General features: G+C 33.2%; 16 protein-coding genes. 8 read left to right on the top strand and 8 right to left on the bottom strand.

Going from position 1 to position 15,462, the window contains the following annotated elements:
* Positions 1–466: 466 nt before the first annotated feature.
* The gene (locus CWS01_RS13895; protein ID WP_101177799.1) at positions 467–805 is read left to right on the top strand and encodes a helix-turn-helix domain-containing protein; all 339 of its coding nucleotides are present in this window, start codon (positions 467–469) and stop codon (positions 803–805) included.
* A gap of 1,270 nt (positions 806–2,075) precedes the next feature.
* The gene (locus tag CWS01_RS13890) at positions 2,076–2,411 is read left to right on the top strand and encodes a helix-turn-helix domain-containing protein (protein WP_101177798.1); all 336 of its coding nucleotides are present in this window, start codon (positions 2,076–2,078) and stop codon (positions 2,409–2,411) included.
* Positions 2,412–2,644: 233 nt separating this feature from the next.
* Here CWS01_RS13890 and motB read toward each other — a convergent pair whose 3' ends face one another.
* From motB to CWS01_RS13875, 3 genes are all read right to left on the bottom strand, one after another.
* Entirely contained in the window at positions 2,645–3,442 is a 798-nt protein-coding gene (gene motB / locus CWS01_RS13885; protein WP_101177797.1) for a flagellar motor protein MotB, read from the bottom strand.
* Positions 3,435–4,235 (bottom strand): flagellar motor stator protein MotA, encoded by an 801-nt coding sequence (motA, locus tag CWS01_RS13880; RefSeq protein WP_101177796.1) that lies wholly within the window; start codon positions 4,233–4,235, stop codon positions 3,435–3,437. Before motA ends, motB begins: the two co-directional genes overlap by 8 nt.
* Positions 4,236–4,418: 183 nt before the next feature.
* The gene (locus tag CWS01_RS13875) at positions 4,419–4,796 is read right to left on the bottom strand and encodes a DnaJ family domain-containing protein (RefSeq protein WP_101177795.1); all 378 of its coding nucleotides are present in this window, start codon (positions 4,794–4,796) and stop codon (positions 4,419–4,421) included.
* 117 nt (positions 4,797–4,913) lie between these two features.
* On the opposite strand from CWS01_RS13875, the gene CWS01_RS22695 reads away from it, so the two are divergent.
* Positions 4,914–5,069 (top strand): hypothetical protein, encoded by a 156-nt coding sequence (locus CWS01_RS22695; protein ID WP_168714402.1) that lies wholly within the window; start codon positions 4,914–4,916, stop codon positions 5,067–5,069.
* Between the two features lie 167 nt (positions 5,070–5,236).
* Here CWS01_RS22695 and CWS01_RS13870 read toward each other — a convergent pair whose 3' ends face one another.
* Both CWS01_RS13870 and pgmB read right to left on the bottom strand, forming a co-directional pair.
* Complete coding sequence (locus tag CWS01_RS13870; RefSeq protein ID WP_101177794.1) at positions 5,237–7,426, bottom strand: DNA topoisomerase III; 2,190 nt, start codon at positions 7,424–7,426, stop codon at positions 5,237–5,239.
* Positions 7,427–7,555: 129 nt separating this feature from the next.
* Complete coding sequence (pgmB, locus tag CWS01_RS13865; RefSeq protein ID WP_101177793.1) at positions 7,556–8,224, bottom strand: beta-phosphoglucomutase; 669 nt, start codon at positions 8,222–8,224, stop codon at positions 7,556–7,558.
* A gap of 183 nt (positions 8,225–8,407) precedes the next feature.
* Here pgmB and CWS01_RS13860 point away from each other — a divergent pair, with 183 nt between their 5' ends.
* Positions 8,408–9,640, top strand: a complete 1,233-nt coding sequence (locus CWS01_RS13860) for an aminopeptidase (protein WP_101177792.1) — start codon at positions 8,408–8,410, stop codon at positions 9,638–9,640.
* A 44-nt stretch (positions 9,641–9,684) separates the two neighbouring features.
* On the opposite strand, the gene CWS01_RS13855 is transcribed toward CWS01_RS13860, so the two are convergent.
* Positions 9,685–10,785, bottom strand: coding sequence for a hypothetical protein (locus tag CWS01_RS13855; protein ID WP_101177791.1), 1,101 nt, complete (start codon positions 10,783–10,785; stop codon positions 9,685–9,687).
* A 320-nt stretch (positions 10,786–11,105) separates the two neighbouring features.
* Between CWS01_RS13855 and CWS01_RS13850 the strand changes: the two genes are divergently transcribed.
* From CWS01_RS13850 to CWS01_RS13840, 3 genes are all read left to right on the top strand, one after another.
* A complete protein-coding gene (locus tag CWS01_RS13850; RefSeq protein ID WP_193603782.1) occupies positions 11,106–11,372 on the top strand; it encodes an acylphosphatase in 267 nt (88 codons plus the stop codon).
* Between the two features lie 116 nt (positions 11,373–11,488).
* Entirely contained in the window at positions 11,489–11,884 is a 396-nt protein-coding gene (mscL, locus tag CWS01_RS13845) for a large conductance mechanosensitive channel protein MscL (RefSeq protein WP_101177789.1), read from the top strand.
* Positions 11,885–11,955: 71 nt separating this feature from the next.
* On the top strand, positions 11,956–12,594 hold the full coding sequence (locus tag CWS01_RS13840; RefSeq protein WP_101177788.1) for a Bax inhibitor-1/YccA family protein: 639 nt from the start codon (positions 11,956–11,958) through the stop codon (positions 12,592–12,594).
* Between the two features lie 34 nt (positions 12,595–12,628).
* Here the strand turns inward: CWS01_RS13840 and CWS01_RS13835 are convergent, their stop codons facing one another.
* Both CWS01_RS13835 and CWS01_RS13830 read right to left on the bottom strand, forming a co-directional pair.
* Positions 12,629–12,907 (bottom strand): hypothetical protein, encoded by a 279-nt coding sequence (locus tag CWS01_RS13835; protein WP_101177787.1) that lies wholly within the window; start codon positions 12,905–12,907, stop codon positions 12,629–12,631.
* A 15-nt stretch (positions 12,908–12,922) separates the two neighbouring features.
* The gene (locus CWS01_RS13830; RefSeq protein WP_101177786.1) at positions 12,923–14,329 is read right to left on the bottom strand and encodes an aminotransferase-like domain-containing protein; all 1,407 of its coding nucleotides are present in this window, start codon (positions 14,327–14,329) and stop codon (positions 12,923–12,925) included.
* Between the two features lie 112 nt (positions 14,330–14,441).
* Between CWS01_RS13830 and CWS01_RS13825 the strand changes: the two genes are divergently transcribed.
* The gene (locus CWS01_RS13825) at positions 14,442–15,365 is read left to right on the top strand and encodes a DMT family transporter (protein ID WP_101177785.1); all 924 of its coding nucleotides are present in this window, start codon (positions 14,442–14,444) and stop codon (positions 15,363–15,365) included.
* Positions 15,366–15,462 lie beyond the last annotated feature (97 nt).

Genomic DNA, 15,462 nt, shown 5'->3' with positions numbered 1-15,462 from the left:
CAAAGCTTCTAACCCATCAGCTAATTAAGCATTCAGATTCTTAAAAAATTGTTATACCTAAAACTTATGGCTTTTAGTGTCATTATTTTTTCTATCATTGTAGCTATTTAAATAAATATTTTTTATTTATTCATAACTCTATACGTATTTGGATACATATATAACTATTGAATAATTCTATATACGTGTGAGGTATATCACTTTTAAATTTCATTATTTTAATATAAGGCTATATTAAATATTTCTTCTCACTTTTAAAACATTATTTTTTTACACAACAAAGGTTTATTTTGCTGTTTAACGGGTATTTATAAAAAGGTTCTTTTTATAAATGATTGGCTTTAATTGTGAATAATTAATGGCATTTTCTTTAATAAATCATTGAACAAATTGTTCTTTATATGGAACTTTTCATATATATTTGTTATGATATTAATACATATAGTGATAAGGTGAGTGAGGCTGTATGATTGGCGATCGTGTAAAAAAGCTCCGCTTAGAGAAAAGGATGTCTTTATCAGAATTAGCTGAGCAAGCGGGCGTTGCTAAATCCTATTTAAGTTCATTAGAAAGAAATTTACAATCTAATCCTTCCATACAATTTTTAGAAAAAATTGCGACGGTTTTTAATGTTCCTGTTGATCATCTTATTAATGAACAGCAAAATAAAGAGGACTTAGATTCTGAATGGCTTAAAATAGTTAAAGAAGCGATGGATTCCGGAGTCTCCAAAAGCGAATTCCGAGAATTTTTAGAGTTTAATAAATGGCGAATTGAACAAAAAAATAGAACTTCTATAGACTAAATCTCCATCTGTTCAACATATAAAATATTATTGGCTTTAATAATCGATGTTCTTTTTCAGAGAAATTCCTGGCATATTTTTTTCATAAATTACGTATGCCATTGCATCATAATTTACTTCGCTCGACTATTGGAACTTAGAGCAAGTATTTTTAGAAATCCACTAAAAATTATTCATAAAATCAAATCTGTACAGTAAAAAAAAGACACAAATGACTTTGTGTCTTTTTTCTATTGTACATTGACAAACTTTAGCCATTTTTTAGAATCAAACAATCATTCTGATTATTATAAATAAACCTCCTGATTTCCTCCATTTTTAACCCCAATTTTTTTGCTTCTTTTATCAATTGAAGTCATTCAATATCCAGCTCTACTGCCAATACTTTTTGATCGATCATCTAATTTCTTTCCCTCCCAAAAATACCTTTGTATTTTTGCAGTCTGGCTGCCATTGCAATACTTAAACTTTAGGCTCCAATCTTTTGTTAATTTGTCCTTTTCTTTTATTCTTGAACTAATAAACAGCTGGACAGAGTAATAAATGACCTAAAAATATTATCCCTATAACTCAGTAATACTAAATAAGAAACCTTGATTCAATCAATACACAGATTCAGTGAATTAGAATTAAAACCTCTCATTATTGCAGCTGTACTATATTTGTCGTTCGCTCTTATATTGATTATATAATTATATAATTATCTATACTATTGTATTTAACAGTTTTTATTAAAACTGCCTGTAACCTTAGTTTTATTTTGATAACTCTCTAATACTTTCTTAAAGGAATAATTAATATGAATCTGTTCAAATGTAATTGCATCAAAAAATGGATAATCTGTTAGATTATTATTGCATATTGGGCAATACCAATCACCTATCTCACTACTACTATATGACGGTCTATGACATTTATCACAGTTTTTTCTATAGATAGTTCACACCTTCTTTTTATAGAACTTTTATTAAATATTCCTTAGTAAATAATCCCTTCTATCTAAGCATGTCTAATTCTAAATACTCCAAATCATTTCTTTTTAACTAATAAATTAGTTCTTTTTAAAGAACAGTTATTTATGATTATTATAGTTCAAATTGATTAATTTGAAAAATTCTAAAATCCTTGATTTCTTCTCTTTAAAGAACAAATATCGTTCTTTATCTCGAATTATCTCGTTTTTTCTAGCAAATTCGTATTTTTTATTGAACGTTTCGTTCGTTATAATGAAAATATATGTTTATACATATACCTAAGGAGACAATTCTAAATGGTTGGAACTCAAATTAAGAAGTTAAGGTTAATGAAAGGCTATTCAATTAATGAATTATCCGAACGCGCTGGTGTTTCCAAGTCCTATTTAAGTTATATCGAACGTGGAATCCAAAAAAATCCTTCCTTACAAATACTCTCAAAGCTAGCTCATACCCTTGACACTAATCTAGAACAACTACTAGATAAAAATGATGCTGCTATTTCTGATATTTTAGACGAGGAATGGAGGGACTTACTGGAATCCGCTATAAGGGAGGGGGTTACAAAAGAAGATTTTCGCTATTGCTTAGAGTTTCTAAAATTCAAAAGAATGACAGATGATTTGAAATAGCAAAATAGGAAACATTCATAGACCATTCTTTTGGGTTCTCTATTTATTAAAATTGTTTTCGACTAAACAGCTTGAACATCCACTTTGGTTAAGTAGTCACAACTCTTATTTATTAAGAGTTAAAAACTTTTATAAGAATCAAATATCAGTGCAAAAACAGGTTGAAATCCATTTTTTTTATAAAAAAAATGGATTTCAAAAGTCCAAAACTTAATGACCTTTGAATCCATTTTTTAATTCTCAGCAGCACGAGGCTGTATTAAAATCTCAACCCGACGATTTTTTGTTCTTCCTTCTGCCGTTTTATTGCTTGCCACTGGTTTAAATTCGCCAAAACCCTTTGCACTGAAGGAGCTTGGATTTAATTTATCATTTTTTAGCAAAAGTTTCATAAAATTGATTGCTCTTGTTACACTAAGCTCCCAGTTCGAATCATATTCAGAATTGTTGATTGGAACATTATCTGTATGGCCGCTAATAATAATGCTCCTTGGTGGATCCATGACAAGCAGCTTTGATATTTCTGTAACTACTTTTTTGTCAGAATTTCGAATATCTGCACTTCCAGAAGCAAATAATACATTATCTCTTATTGACACAAGCAGCCCTTCATCTGTTAGAGATGTGTCTAATTGCTTATTTAAGTGCTTGTCATTTATATAGGAATTTACCTTGTCTTGTATCTTTCCAAGTTCTTCTTGATCTTGTTGTTCTTTTATTTTTTCCAATTCTTCATTCGTCATAGTGGCCGTATCTTTTGACTTTGATTTCTCATTCATATCATCTATATCGGCCTGCTCTTCTATCTTGGATGGAGCTGGACTAGGATAATCGAATATTCCCGTTCCACTTTGAAATTCTTTGTTGAAAGCATCTGCCAAAGCTGCAAATTTTTTTGAATCAACAGAACTCATTGCATATAGAACAATAAATAATGCGAGTAATAATGTCAGTAGATCGGAGTAAGGAACAAGCCATGATTCATCTACATGCTCTTCATGATGCTCCTTCTTTTTTCTTTTTTTACTCATTATTATTCACACTGCTTTCCATTTCCTCCAAGAATTTCTTCCTTTCAGAAACCGGTAAATAGGAAGATAGTTTCTGCTCAATAACCCTTGGAGCCTCTCCTTCCAGAATGGAAAGAATTCCTTCAATCATTAAATATTTTTGGCTCGCTTCTAGCTGAGACTTTCTTTTCAGTTTATTTGCAAATGGATGCCACAAAACATATCCAGTAAATATCCCCATTAAAGTCGCAACAAAAGCTGCACTTATTGCATGGCCCAACCCTTCTGCATCGTCCATAAATCCAAGCGCCGCAATTAATCCGATAACTGCACCGAGCACTCCCAATGTTGGGGCATAAGTTCCTGCCTGTGTAAAAATAAGGGCACCTGCTCTATGCCTTTCCTCCATCGCTTCAATTTCTTCTGATAAAACATCACGAATATACTCTGCACTTTGGCCGTCCACAGATAATGATAAACCATTTCGCAAAAATGGATCTTCTACTTCGTTTGTTTTTGCTTCTAGCGCCAATAATCCTTCTTTTCTTGCAAGCTGCGCCCATTCAGAAAACATTCGAATAAGATCAGTTGTCTTATGAAGTTTCTGTTCTTTAAATATAACGCCAAATAATTTTGGTACTCGCTTTACTTCACTAGTTGGGAAGGCAATGACAACAGCCGCTGCTGTCCCCAATAAAATAATCAGTATCGCAGCAGGGTTTGCCAAAACAGAAGGATTAACGCCTTTAAAAACCATTCCTACACCTATTGCTACAAATCCTAAAACAACTCCTATGAGTGATGTCTTATCCATTCAATTCACCTATCTTACTTGAAATATATTGTCTGCTTTTGTTTTTTGTATATATCTTATATTTCGACTATTTTTGCCATTATTTTAGGGGAACTCGAGGATATTTTAAATAATATGGACTAACTATGGATTTTTTTTGACAAAATGCTCTTTTATCCTTATAAAAGCTCAAATAAATTACCACTATTTTCTCCAGAATTCACTTTCTATTTTCTGTTGATATTTAATAAAAGAAGATGTATTATTTTTCCTTCGATTCTCCATTAATTTATTTAAACGCATCAGCTTTTCCCTATATTTTGTTTGCAGTCTATTCCTTTCTTCATCTTCTCTACATGCCCTCAATAGATCTTCAATGGATAGCAATTCTTGCTTCAACTGGTCCTCTTCTACATTGTATCCCGCATTGGATAAGACCCGAAAAGCCATCCGAAGTTCTGCTGGAACAGCAGCAAACTTGTCTTTCGGCAAAGGTTTTCCAAAGCCAGGCAAATTTTCGAACTCTCCATTTTTATAAGCTTTTTTTATTTTCTCTTCAGAAATTAATGAGGAAAAGTCCATTTTATCATCTCCTGGTTTTTCTCTACAATGGTGATCGAATAGAATGATTTCTTATACATTGTATAAGAACCCCCTTTTTTTCAGACAATACAAATAGAAAAAGAAAGGGGTGTAAATATGGCTCGCGGAAAGCATTTTGAACATAAAAAGAAGCATCATCCTGGTCCACTACCTGAAGATACTCAAGTGCATACACATGCAGAGGATGCACCTGAAGATGAGGAATTTATTGTGACACAGGAAGCTTTTAAAAATCGTATAGAAGAGGAATAAATGAGAAATTTTCTCTGCTTAAAATTAGCAGCAAGGTCTATTATTTTTTATCCTAGACTCTTCTCAAAAACTCTGTAATTTTTCGTTTTTTTAACTTTTCTAAAAAAGCACCTATTTAAAGTTTTTTCTAATAGGTGCTTTTTCTATTTGAAATTTTCAGGAATGCCCTATAGCTTTAAATTTTTAAAGGCTTCTGCAAAGGCATTATTAACGGGTTCTGTTTCTTTTTCTTGCTGCTTCAAATACTTTTGTACAGCACGCTTATCTATCTTCCCACCCGATTCCTTTTTTCTTCGAGCCTGAAATGCAGCCAATTTTTCTCGGTATCCACACTTGCATGCGAAAATTTGGCCTTCACCTTCTCCTCGAAGCTCCATTTTCTTTTTACACTGTGGGCAGCGAGCATTAGTCGTTCTTGCTACATTCTTTCGGTGTCCACATTCACGGTCTTGGCAAACAAGCATTTTGCCTTTTTTTCCATTCACTTCAAGCATTGGCTTCCCACAATCTGGGCAAGATTTAGTAGAGATATTATCATGCTTATATTTTTTATTGCTTGCTTTTATTTCAGAAACTATTTCTTTCGTATAGCCCTTCATTTCTGTGATAAATGCTTTTTTATTTCTTTTGCCCCTTGCAATTTGTTCTAGCTTATTTTCCCATTCCGCTGTCAAAGCAGGAGACTTTAAATCTTCTGGGACCAACTCTAGAAGCTGGCGGCCTTTTGATGTAAGATAAATTTCTTTGCCTCCACGCTTTTCCATCAAAAATGAATTAAACAGCTTATCTATAATATCCGCACGTGTTGCAACAGTTCCAAGTCCTCCAGTTGACTTTAATGTAGCTGCCAGTTCTTTATCCTTTGTTTCCATATATTTCACAGGGTTTTCCATTGCTGTCAGCAGCGTCCCCTCATTAAAACGTGCTGGCGATTTTGTTTGTCCAGAAGTTACAGCTATTAATTTTGTCTTAAGCACTTGTCCCTTCTCCAAACGTGGCAAAATCTGTTCTTTTAAATCATCTGTGGATTCGTCCTCCTCATAACGATTTTCATATACTGCTTTCCAGCCAATATTAATAATCGTTTTCCCACGTGCTATAAACTTTTCATTGCCTATTGTTGCGTGTAATGTTAATTGTTCATATTCAAAAGCAGGAGATAAAACAGCTAAAAATCGTTTAACAACCAAATCATAAATTTTACGCTCTTTATCTGTAAATGCTGACAAGTTCACATAGCTTTCAGTCGGAATAATCGCATGATGATCACTTACTTTGCTATCATCCACAAATGCCTTTGTTGCTTTTATTGGCTTATTTAAAATTTTATGTGCTAAAGATTGATATTCACCAAACCCGCAAGATTTTAAACGCTCTTTTAGCGTGCTGACAATATCAGACGATAAGTAACGTGAATCTGTTCGGGGATATGTTAGAACTTTATGCTGCTCATACAATTTTTGCATGATGTTTAATGTTTCTTTAGCAGAATACCCAAAAATTTTATTGGCATCTCGCTGCAGCTCTGTTAAATCATAAAGACCTGGTGCATAAGATTTTTTTGGTTTGCGTTCAACATTTGTCACAACTGCATCTTTGCTTGCAAGTTTTGTTAAAACCCCGTCCACTGTTTCTTTAGAAAAACTTCGGCTATTGCCAGACTTATCTTGCCAAGTCAATTTTAAATTATCTGCTGTTTGTGCTTCAATTCCATAAAATATCTGTGGCTTAAAATTTTTTATTTCCTCTTCCCGTGCCGCAACAATTGCTACTACTGGCGTTTGTACCCGCCCACAATTCAGCTGGGCATTAAATTTTGTCGATAACGCACGACTAGCATTTAATCCAATATACCAATCTGCCTCAGATCGAGCTACAGCTGAATGATACAAGTTTTCATAATCTTTTCCTGGCTTTAAGTTCTTGAATCCATCTTTAATTGCCTTATCTGTTACAGACGAAATCCACAAACGTTTAATTGGCTTATTAACCTTTGCTTTCTCAATAATCCAGCGGGCAACCAGTTCTCCTTCGCGGCCTGCATCTGTTGCGATAATAATTTCATTTACATCTTTTCGTGCTAATTGAGCTTTCACAGCATGAAATTGTTTGCTCGATTGCTTGATTACTGTCAGCTTTAAGCTTTCAGGCAGCATTGGCAAATCTTCTAAATTCCATTGTTTATATTTCACATCATAACTTTCCGGATCAGCTAATGTGACAAGATGGCCCAATGCCCATGTAACAATATATTTATCTCCTTCTAAAAATCCATTACCTTTTTTTGAACACTTCAATACACTTGCAATATCTCTTGCAACGGAAGGTTTTTCAGCTAATACCAGGCTTTTTGCCATTTTGTTTTATGCTCCTTTATTTTCTAAAATGCGCCTTTTAAAGAACAATCATTTAGCACTTAGAAATTTTTCTTTTATATTTGCCTTTACGTCATTCTGTTTACGATTTATACTACCATACATTAAGATTTATCCTTTTATCTGGAACTTTTTTAATAAACTGTCCAGATTTAAATGTTGTGTTTCCTTTACATGCCAATCTGCATACTTTAAGTATTCTTCTTTTCCCACTCCAACAGAAAACATCGGTGTCTCCATAATTCCTTTTAAACCTGCTTCTCCATCTTCAATAGCTGCACAGTTTTTGTAATCTACTTGCAGGCAGTTGGCAGCTGTTAAAAAGATCTCTGGATCAGGTTTTCCTTTTTTTAAGGAATGTGGATCAACAATGCAATTAAACCATTCTTTTACACCAAACCGTTCTAATAAAAAAGGCGCATTAGAGCTCGATGAGGCTATCGCCATTTTGATTCCAGCATTTTTTAAATCATTCAGAAACTCCTTTATTCCAGGCAGCATTTGCTTGTCTGTAAAATCGGCAATTAGTTCTTTATAATAATCTCCTTTTTTATTTCCCAACACGATTTTTTCTTCTTCTGTTAATGATAAATTCCCTCTAGATGCAAGTTCATTAATCAACACTTTACGTGGAATTCCTTGAAAACGAATATTATCTTCCTTTGTAAAGGGTACCTGCATCTCGATTGCTAATCTTTTGGTTGCTTCATAATATAAAGAAACAGTGTCTGCAATAACACCATCGAAATCAAATATAACTGCTTTTAATAATTGAGACATTCTTACCTCCTCTAGCATTCCATTATTAGCATTATATCAAAAAAATGTGAGTACCTTTTTAGTTTCTTTCTACTCATAAAAAAGCTAAAATAAAAGCAACAATAATACTTGCTCTTGCCAAGTGCTTGTATCTTGAATTTTTTTGCATTACATAAAAAAATTGAACTAATTAGGAGTGAAATGATGAGCACATTTCAAAAGAATTTAGAGAAATATGCAGAACTTGCTGTTAAAGTTGGCGTTAATATTCAAAAAGACCAAACACTTGTTATCAACACAACAATTGATGCAGCAGAATTTGTACGTATCGTAGTAAAAAAAGCATATGAACTAGGGGCAAACAATGTTGTCGTAAATTGGACAGATGACATCGTTACAAGAACAAAATATGAATTAGCGCCAAGTGAAGCCTTTTTAGAATATCCAAAATGGAGGGCAAAAGAAACAGAAGAATTAGCAGAAAATGGCGCAGCATTCATGTCTGTTCTATCTTCTAGCCCTGATCTTCTAAAAGGGATTTCATCTGAAAAAATCAGCAATTTTCAAAAAGCGTCAGGAAAAGCATTAACTACATTCCGCAAATATATTCAATCAGATAAAGTGAGCTGGACAGTAATCGGCACAGCTTCTCAAAGCTGGGCAGATAAAGTATTTCCTAACGAGCCTTCTGAAAAACGTGTCGATTTGTTATGGGATGCTATCTTTAAAGCTTCCCGTGTAGATGCTGATAACCCGATTGAAGCATGGAAAAAACACGATAAAACACTACATGAAAAAGTAGACTATTTAAACAATAAAGCTTATAAAGAACTTCACTACAAGGCACCTGGAACAGATTTAACAATTGAACTTCCAAAAAATCATTTATGGTGCGGTGCAGGAAGCATCAATGAAAAAGGGTTTGAATTTATGGCAAATATGCCAACAGAAGAAGTGTTTACTGTCCCTTATAAAACAGGTGTAAATGGAACAGTCTCTAGTACAAAGCCATTAAGTTATGGCGGCAATATTATTGACCAATTTTCCATCACCTTTAAAGATGGAAGAATCACTGATGTGAAGGCAGAAGAAGGAGAAGAGATTCTGCGACAATTAGTGGAAACAGATGAAGGTTCTCATTATTTAGGAGAAGTGGCCCTTGTACCACATCACTCCCCTATTTCTGAGTCAAATATTCTTTATTACAACACGCTATTTGATGAAAATGCCTCCAATCATCTAGCTATTGGCAGCGCTTATGCTTTCTGTATAGAAGGCGGCAAAAAAATGACAAGTGAAGAACTCACAGCTGTTGGTCTCAATGAAAGCATCACACATGTAGATTTTATGATTGGCTCCGATAAAATGGATATTGATGGCGTGACGGCAGATGGAAAAGTGGAAGCAATCTTTAGGAATGGCAATTGGGCATTTTAATTGTGACTCTTTAGAGGTAAAAAAGGGAAAAGTTTTTTCCTTTTTTACCTTTTTATTAATTGAATAGATTCTATTTCTTGTGAATCTGTAATAACAAAATGAAGTTCATATTTTCCTGCTTCATAAACAGCTGTTATCTCTTTATTTTTTATATAACTTTTCGGTTCTCCAAACTTTGCTTCCAACTCCTGCAAAGTCGTTTTCAGACGAATTCCTGGAATGGATATCGCTGTAACTTGTTTTTCTTTTTCATTATAATAATAGGTAACTTCTGGATATTCTACCGTTACCGTATCCTTTTGTTTTTCTTCTTTCAGGTAATTAGGATTTGATTTCTTAATTACATCAATATTTGTTCCAATTGGATACTGGCTTCCTATTAGCATGCCTTGTTCAGCCTTGCTGACCATATTTGAAATATCCTGCACATTTTTATATGGATAATAATATTCTTCTGTATCCAGCCAATCAGATACAACCTTTTTATCTTTAACTATTGTAGCATCTAATTCATTAAGTCTCATTTTTTCCGCATCAAGTATCCACGTTTTTACTTCGTATGTTTCCTTATCCTTTTTAGAGATGGTTTGCAGATAATTTTGTTGGACATTTTTTATTTTTCGATCATAAAGCTGTAAAGCCTCATCTGATAATAAAACAACCTTCCCTTTTTTTATAGAATACATATAAGCATCAATAACGTCTTCATTTCTTTGTTGATAAATCACTGCAACTGTATGCTTATTTACATAAAAAGTACTTTTATTTTTTTTGGATGTATTAAACGTCATATGCTGCATAGCGACCGTTTGTTTATAGGCATATTCTGACTTATCATCCAGAACATAAAAAGAATAATCTCCCTCCACTAATTGATCATCTTTTTTTCCATATATATTTTCTTGCTGCAAGCTATACTTTTTTTGATTTTCACTTACTAAATACGCCTCATACTCTTTATTGCCATTTTTCATATTTAATTCATATAAAGCATTTTCTTGCATCCAGCTAATCGCTTTTTTATCTACCATGTCTTCTGCCACTTTAGTTGCTGGATGTTTTTGGCTAACATTAACATTTACAGCAAATACCGTAACTCCAATTAAACAAAATATGATAATGCTAGTATATATATAAGGTTTCATTTATTTATCTCCTGAACACTACACGCTTCTTTACATAAAAACATGTTTTTGTTATAAGTACTTAATATATTAACAAAATGAGGGTTGTTCTACAAATCTAGCTTTTTCCAAATAAATAAAATGCAAAGAATAATTCTCCAACTTTTCTCATAGAGTTAAACGCTTTTTTTTGAAAATCCTCTTTACTTATTTATTTATTGTACAGTAGAACAAGGCTATTAATCTCCGAAAAAAAGAAAATGGGCTTTTTTTACTACTATATATAAAAAATTAAAAGCGGGTCCCATAGCAAACTAGTATTAGGAAAGGAGAATGATATAATGATTCAATATCATCTTATTGTTTCAGGCAAAGTCCAAGGCGTTGGTTTTCGGTATTTTGTACAAATGAAGGCTATCCACTACGATGTTACTGGATGGGTTAAAAATTTAGAGAATGGTTCAGTTGAAATTGTGGCATCTGCATGTAAAGAAGCTTTATTAAGTTTTATCAAGGAAATAAAAAAAGGGAATCGCTTTATATCTGTAGAGCATTTAGATATACGGGAAGAGATTCCTTCGGGCTTTACTTCGTTTAAAATTCGCTAGCAAAGGAGACAAGTTTTTATGGCTAGCTGTTTAGTAAGCAGTGGAGACAAGCGAATATCTCTCTATCCTTTTACCTATACTGATAATAATTAGCTATTTATAGAGGAGGAATACTTATGTGGAATGAATTTAAACAATTTGCGATAAAAGGCAATGTAGTAGACTTGGCTGTCGGGGTTATTATCGGCACAGCATTCAGCAAAATTGTCAGTTCATTAGTAAATGATGTAATTATGCCCATTATTGGAATGTTAGTAGGAGGAATTGATTTTACCTCTTTAATTTTCCGCCATGGCACTGCAGTTATTAAATATGGAACCTTTATTCAGACTATTTTAGATTTTTTTATTATTGCTTTTTCCATCTTTTTATTTGTAAAGCTTATTAATAGATTAAAGAGAAAAGAAAAAGTACAACAAGAAAAAGAAGAAGAGATTAAAACAGATTCAAAAGAGGAATTATTAATGGAAATTAGAGATTTGCTAAAAAGGGATATTGTCCGAGAAAAATAATATATTTAATATGAAACTATTTTAATTTATTGACGTATATAATCTAAATACTTATTAATGGAGTGAAAAAAATGTACGCACATAGTGCTAGAAATGAGCATATGCCTGCTGTATTAAAAACATTTGCTTTATCATTAGCGATTGCATTTGTTGGAACTTTGGCCGGCAATTATATTCCCACCTCCCTATTTTTGCCATTGTCTATTTTAGAAATTGTTTTGCTCATTATTGCATTCTTTTTGCGAAAAGGAAAATCTTTATCTTATTCCTTTTTGTATACATTTACGTTTATATCAGGAATAACTACTTACCCAATAGTAGCGCACTATGTTTCTACTATTGGCGCAAATTTAGTGCTGACAGCATTCGGAACCACCACTGTCATTTTTGGAGGTTTGGCTTTATATGCCACTACAACCAAAAGAGATCTATCCTTTTTAGGCGGCATGCTAATGGCAGCACTTCTCGCCTTAATTGCGATATCAATTTTTAATATTTTCTGGCCGCTTAGCTCTACTGCCATGCTTGCTTATTCTTTTATTGGCGTTTTAGTATTCAGCGGATATGTATTATTTGATTTCAATAGAATGAAGCATTATGGAATCTCAGCTGAAGAAGTTCCATTAATGGCTTTAAATCTATATCTGGATTTTATTAATTTATTTATTAACATTCTCCGCATTTTCGGTATTCTTTCTAATAAAGATTAATTTGCTAAAAAACTAACCTCATTAAATTCAGAGGTTAGTTTTCTTTTTCTTTAACCATTCGCATAAATTTTTTTGGATTGTCCTTAATCAGAAAAGAAAATACACCGCTAAGTGTATGCAAATAGAGCATATCATATTCGTTCGTTGTCCTTTTAAAGGAAACATCAGACACTGTATGTAAATAAAATATCCGATTATCTGCCATTATCTTATCATCATATAAGATAATCTTTTTTTCCTCTTCTATAATACGTTGTTCTGTAAATTCAATCTTTCTCGTTATAACATAATACACTAAAGAGATCTTCTCCATCTTCTCATCTCTCCCCTATACTTTTAGTGATTCGTGCACCTCGTTCAAAAGCTGTATTCCCTCTTTAATTTCTTGTTCATTTAAAAATGAATAACTTAGCCGAATATAAGGTATACTGCGCGCTAACGGATCACAAATATTGCCTGGAACAATAGAAATTTGCTGCTCTAATGCTTTTATCTTAAACTTTTCTATATTGATGTCCTCATGAAGTTTTACCCATAAATTTAAGCCTCCTGCTGGACTATTCCACTGAAATTGTTTAAGAGACAATTCCTTCTCCATCGCCTCTTTTCTAAGTTGTAAGGCAATCCTAAGCTTCTCCATATGCCTTTGCACTCTTTCTGATGTTAAATAATATAAGAATGCCTTTTGATTTAACAAAGGTGTTCCATTATCCGCTAAAGCCTTTCCCTTTACAAGCCATTTTATTAGAATAGGATGAGCCAAAAGTGCACATATTCTTAATCCAGGGGCAATATATTTGCTGAAGCTTCTTAAATAGATCACATAGCCGCATGGATCATAGGTAAAAATTGGAGCAGGCGGGGCTTTAACAAAGTAAATTTCATGAAAAGAATCATCTTCTACAAGAATACATTGGTATCTTTCCGCAAGTTCCACCAACTGTTTTCGTTGTTCAGTCGGGACTGTATATCCTGTAGGATTATGAAAAGTTGGATTCATATAAAATAATTTCGGCTTATACTTTTTCATATACGATTCTACCTGCTCCAATGAAAATCCTTTTGTAGTCAAATCAATAGGCAAAAGTTGTGCACCTCTATTAAGAAAAATATCAACGGCCGCACTATAGGTTGGCGAATCAATTAGCACATAATCACGGGACTGCACAAATACTTTTGCAATAATATCTATTCCCTGTTGTGCCCCAGTTGTAATTAAAATGGACTCTTCATGAATATAAAAATTATAGTATTTTTGAAAATAAGCAGAAAATCCTTTTATAAGCTCCTTATCTCCTTTTACTGGTGCATATGTCCCTAATAGCTGAGGATATTGATCAAATACTTCTTTCACATGCTCGGATAAATACCGGTTTGGCAACAGCTTGGGATCAATTAAAGAAGTAGAAAACATATAGTTGACCGGTTTATTATGTATATCTGATAGATGGCTGTTTTTTATATAGGAATAAATTTTGGGTTCGTTTAAGGTACTTTGCTGTTTTTTTTGATTGTCAGCATTTTTTTGTACATAATATCCAGACTTATCCTTGGCATATACATATTGACTATCTTTTAATACTTGAAACGCCTTTAATACTGTTAAACGATTGACTCCTAGCTGGCTTGCTAACGTACGAATAGATGGAAGCCTGCTGCCTTCTTCCCACTCTCCTGTCTTTATGCGCTGAATGATATAATCACATACTTGCTGATATAAAGGAATTCTAGTCATTTATTTAATCCTCCTTTTTATTCATTATTGCATCTTTTTGTTTCCATCTGGTCTGTTTATTAGCATCTGTTCTGTTCATTCTACCTTACTATTAGAAATAGGAGGGATTAAGATGATAATTTTTTTATACAGTATAATGTGTTTTATCTTTGGAACGACTTTTTTAGCGATAAAAATTGGAGTGGATGCAGGACTTCCCCCATTTTTTTCTGCTGGCATCCGATTTTTGCTGGCTGGAGCTATTATCTTTTTATTCTTTTTTTGTCGGGATCGCTCAATTAGAGGTTTGCTTTTGCGTAAAGAATTAATTTTCACCGGATTTTCTTTGACCTTTATTACATTTTCTTGTTTATATTGGGCAGAGCAATATGTAACATCAGGAATTGCAGCTGTTCTTTCGGCAACTGGACCTATATTGATTATTATGCTGCAGCGGATTATGTTTAAAACCCGTATAGCAATGATTAGTATGATTGGCGTAGTAATTGGCTTTATTGGGGTATTATTTTTATTTCTTCCAGGATTAACGATAGAGTTTAATACAAAATGGCTAATAGGATGCAGTGTCATACTTCTTGGAGAAATCGGATATGCATGGGGAACAATTTACTCAAGCAAAGTGATAGCTGCTTTGAAGTCTGATTCTCCCATTGTTTTAAATGCTGTCCAAATGATATACGGCGGTCTCTTTTTAATCATGATATCTGTTATTTCAAAAGAGAGCATCCCTTCTTTTTCGATAGAAGGAATAAGCTCCATCGCTTATTTAATTATCGCGGGCTCTATGCTTGGGCACACGATATATTATTATCTAGTCGCAAAAACAAACTCTTTTTTTCCATCTACTTGGCTATATGTTTCACCCCTAATTGCTTTAGCAATTGGCTCTTTGTTTTACAAAGAATATTTCCATCCTATTATGTTTGTAGGCATCCTTTTTATTCTAACAAGCTTGCTTCTGATTAATTATCATAAAATCCAAAATCATGCAAAAAGCAAAAAAATAACCGCCGCGAAATCAATCAACATTTCGTAACAAAATCCTAATAAATAATCAAAAGACTGTCGAAATTATGAACTGCCCCTAAATTGTTAGACACCAAATCTAACAATTTAGGGGTGTTTTTTATGGC

The sequence above is a fragment of the Niallia nealsonii genome, from assembly GCF_002835805.1.
Taxonomy (GTDB): domain Bacteria; phylum Bacillota; class Bacilli; order Bacillales; family Cytobacillaceae; genus Niallia; species Niallia nealsonii.
This window is presented reverse-complemented; position numbering and strand designations above follow the sequence as displayed.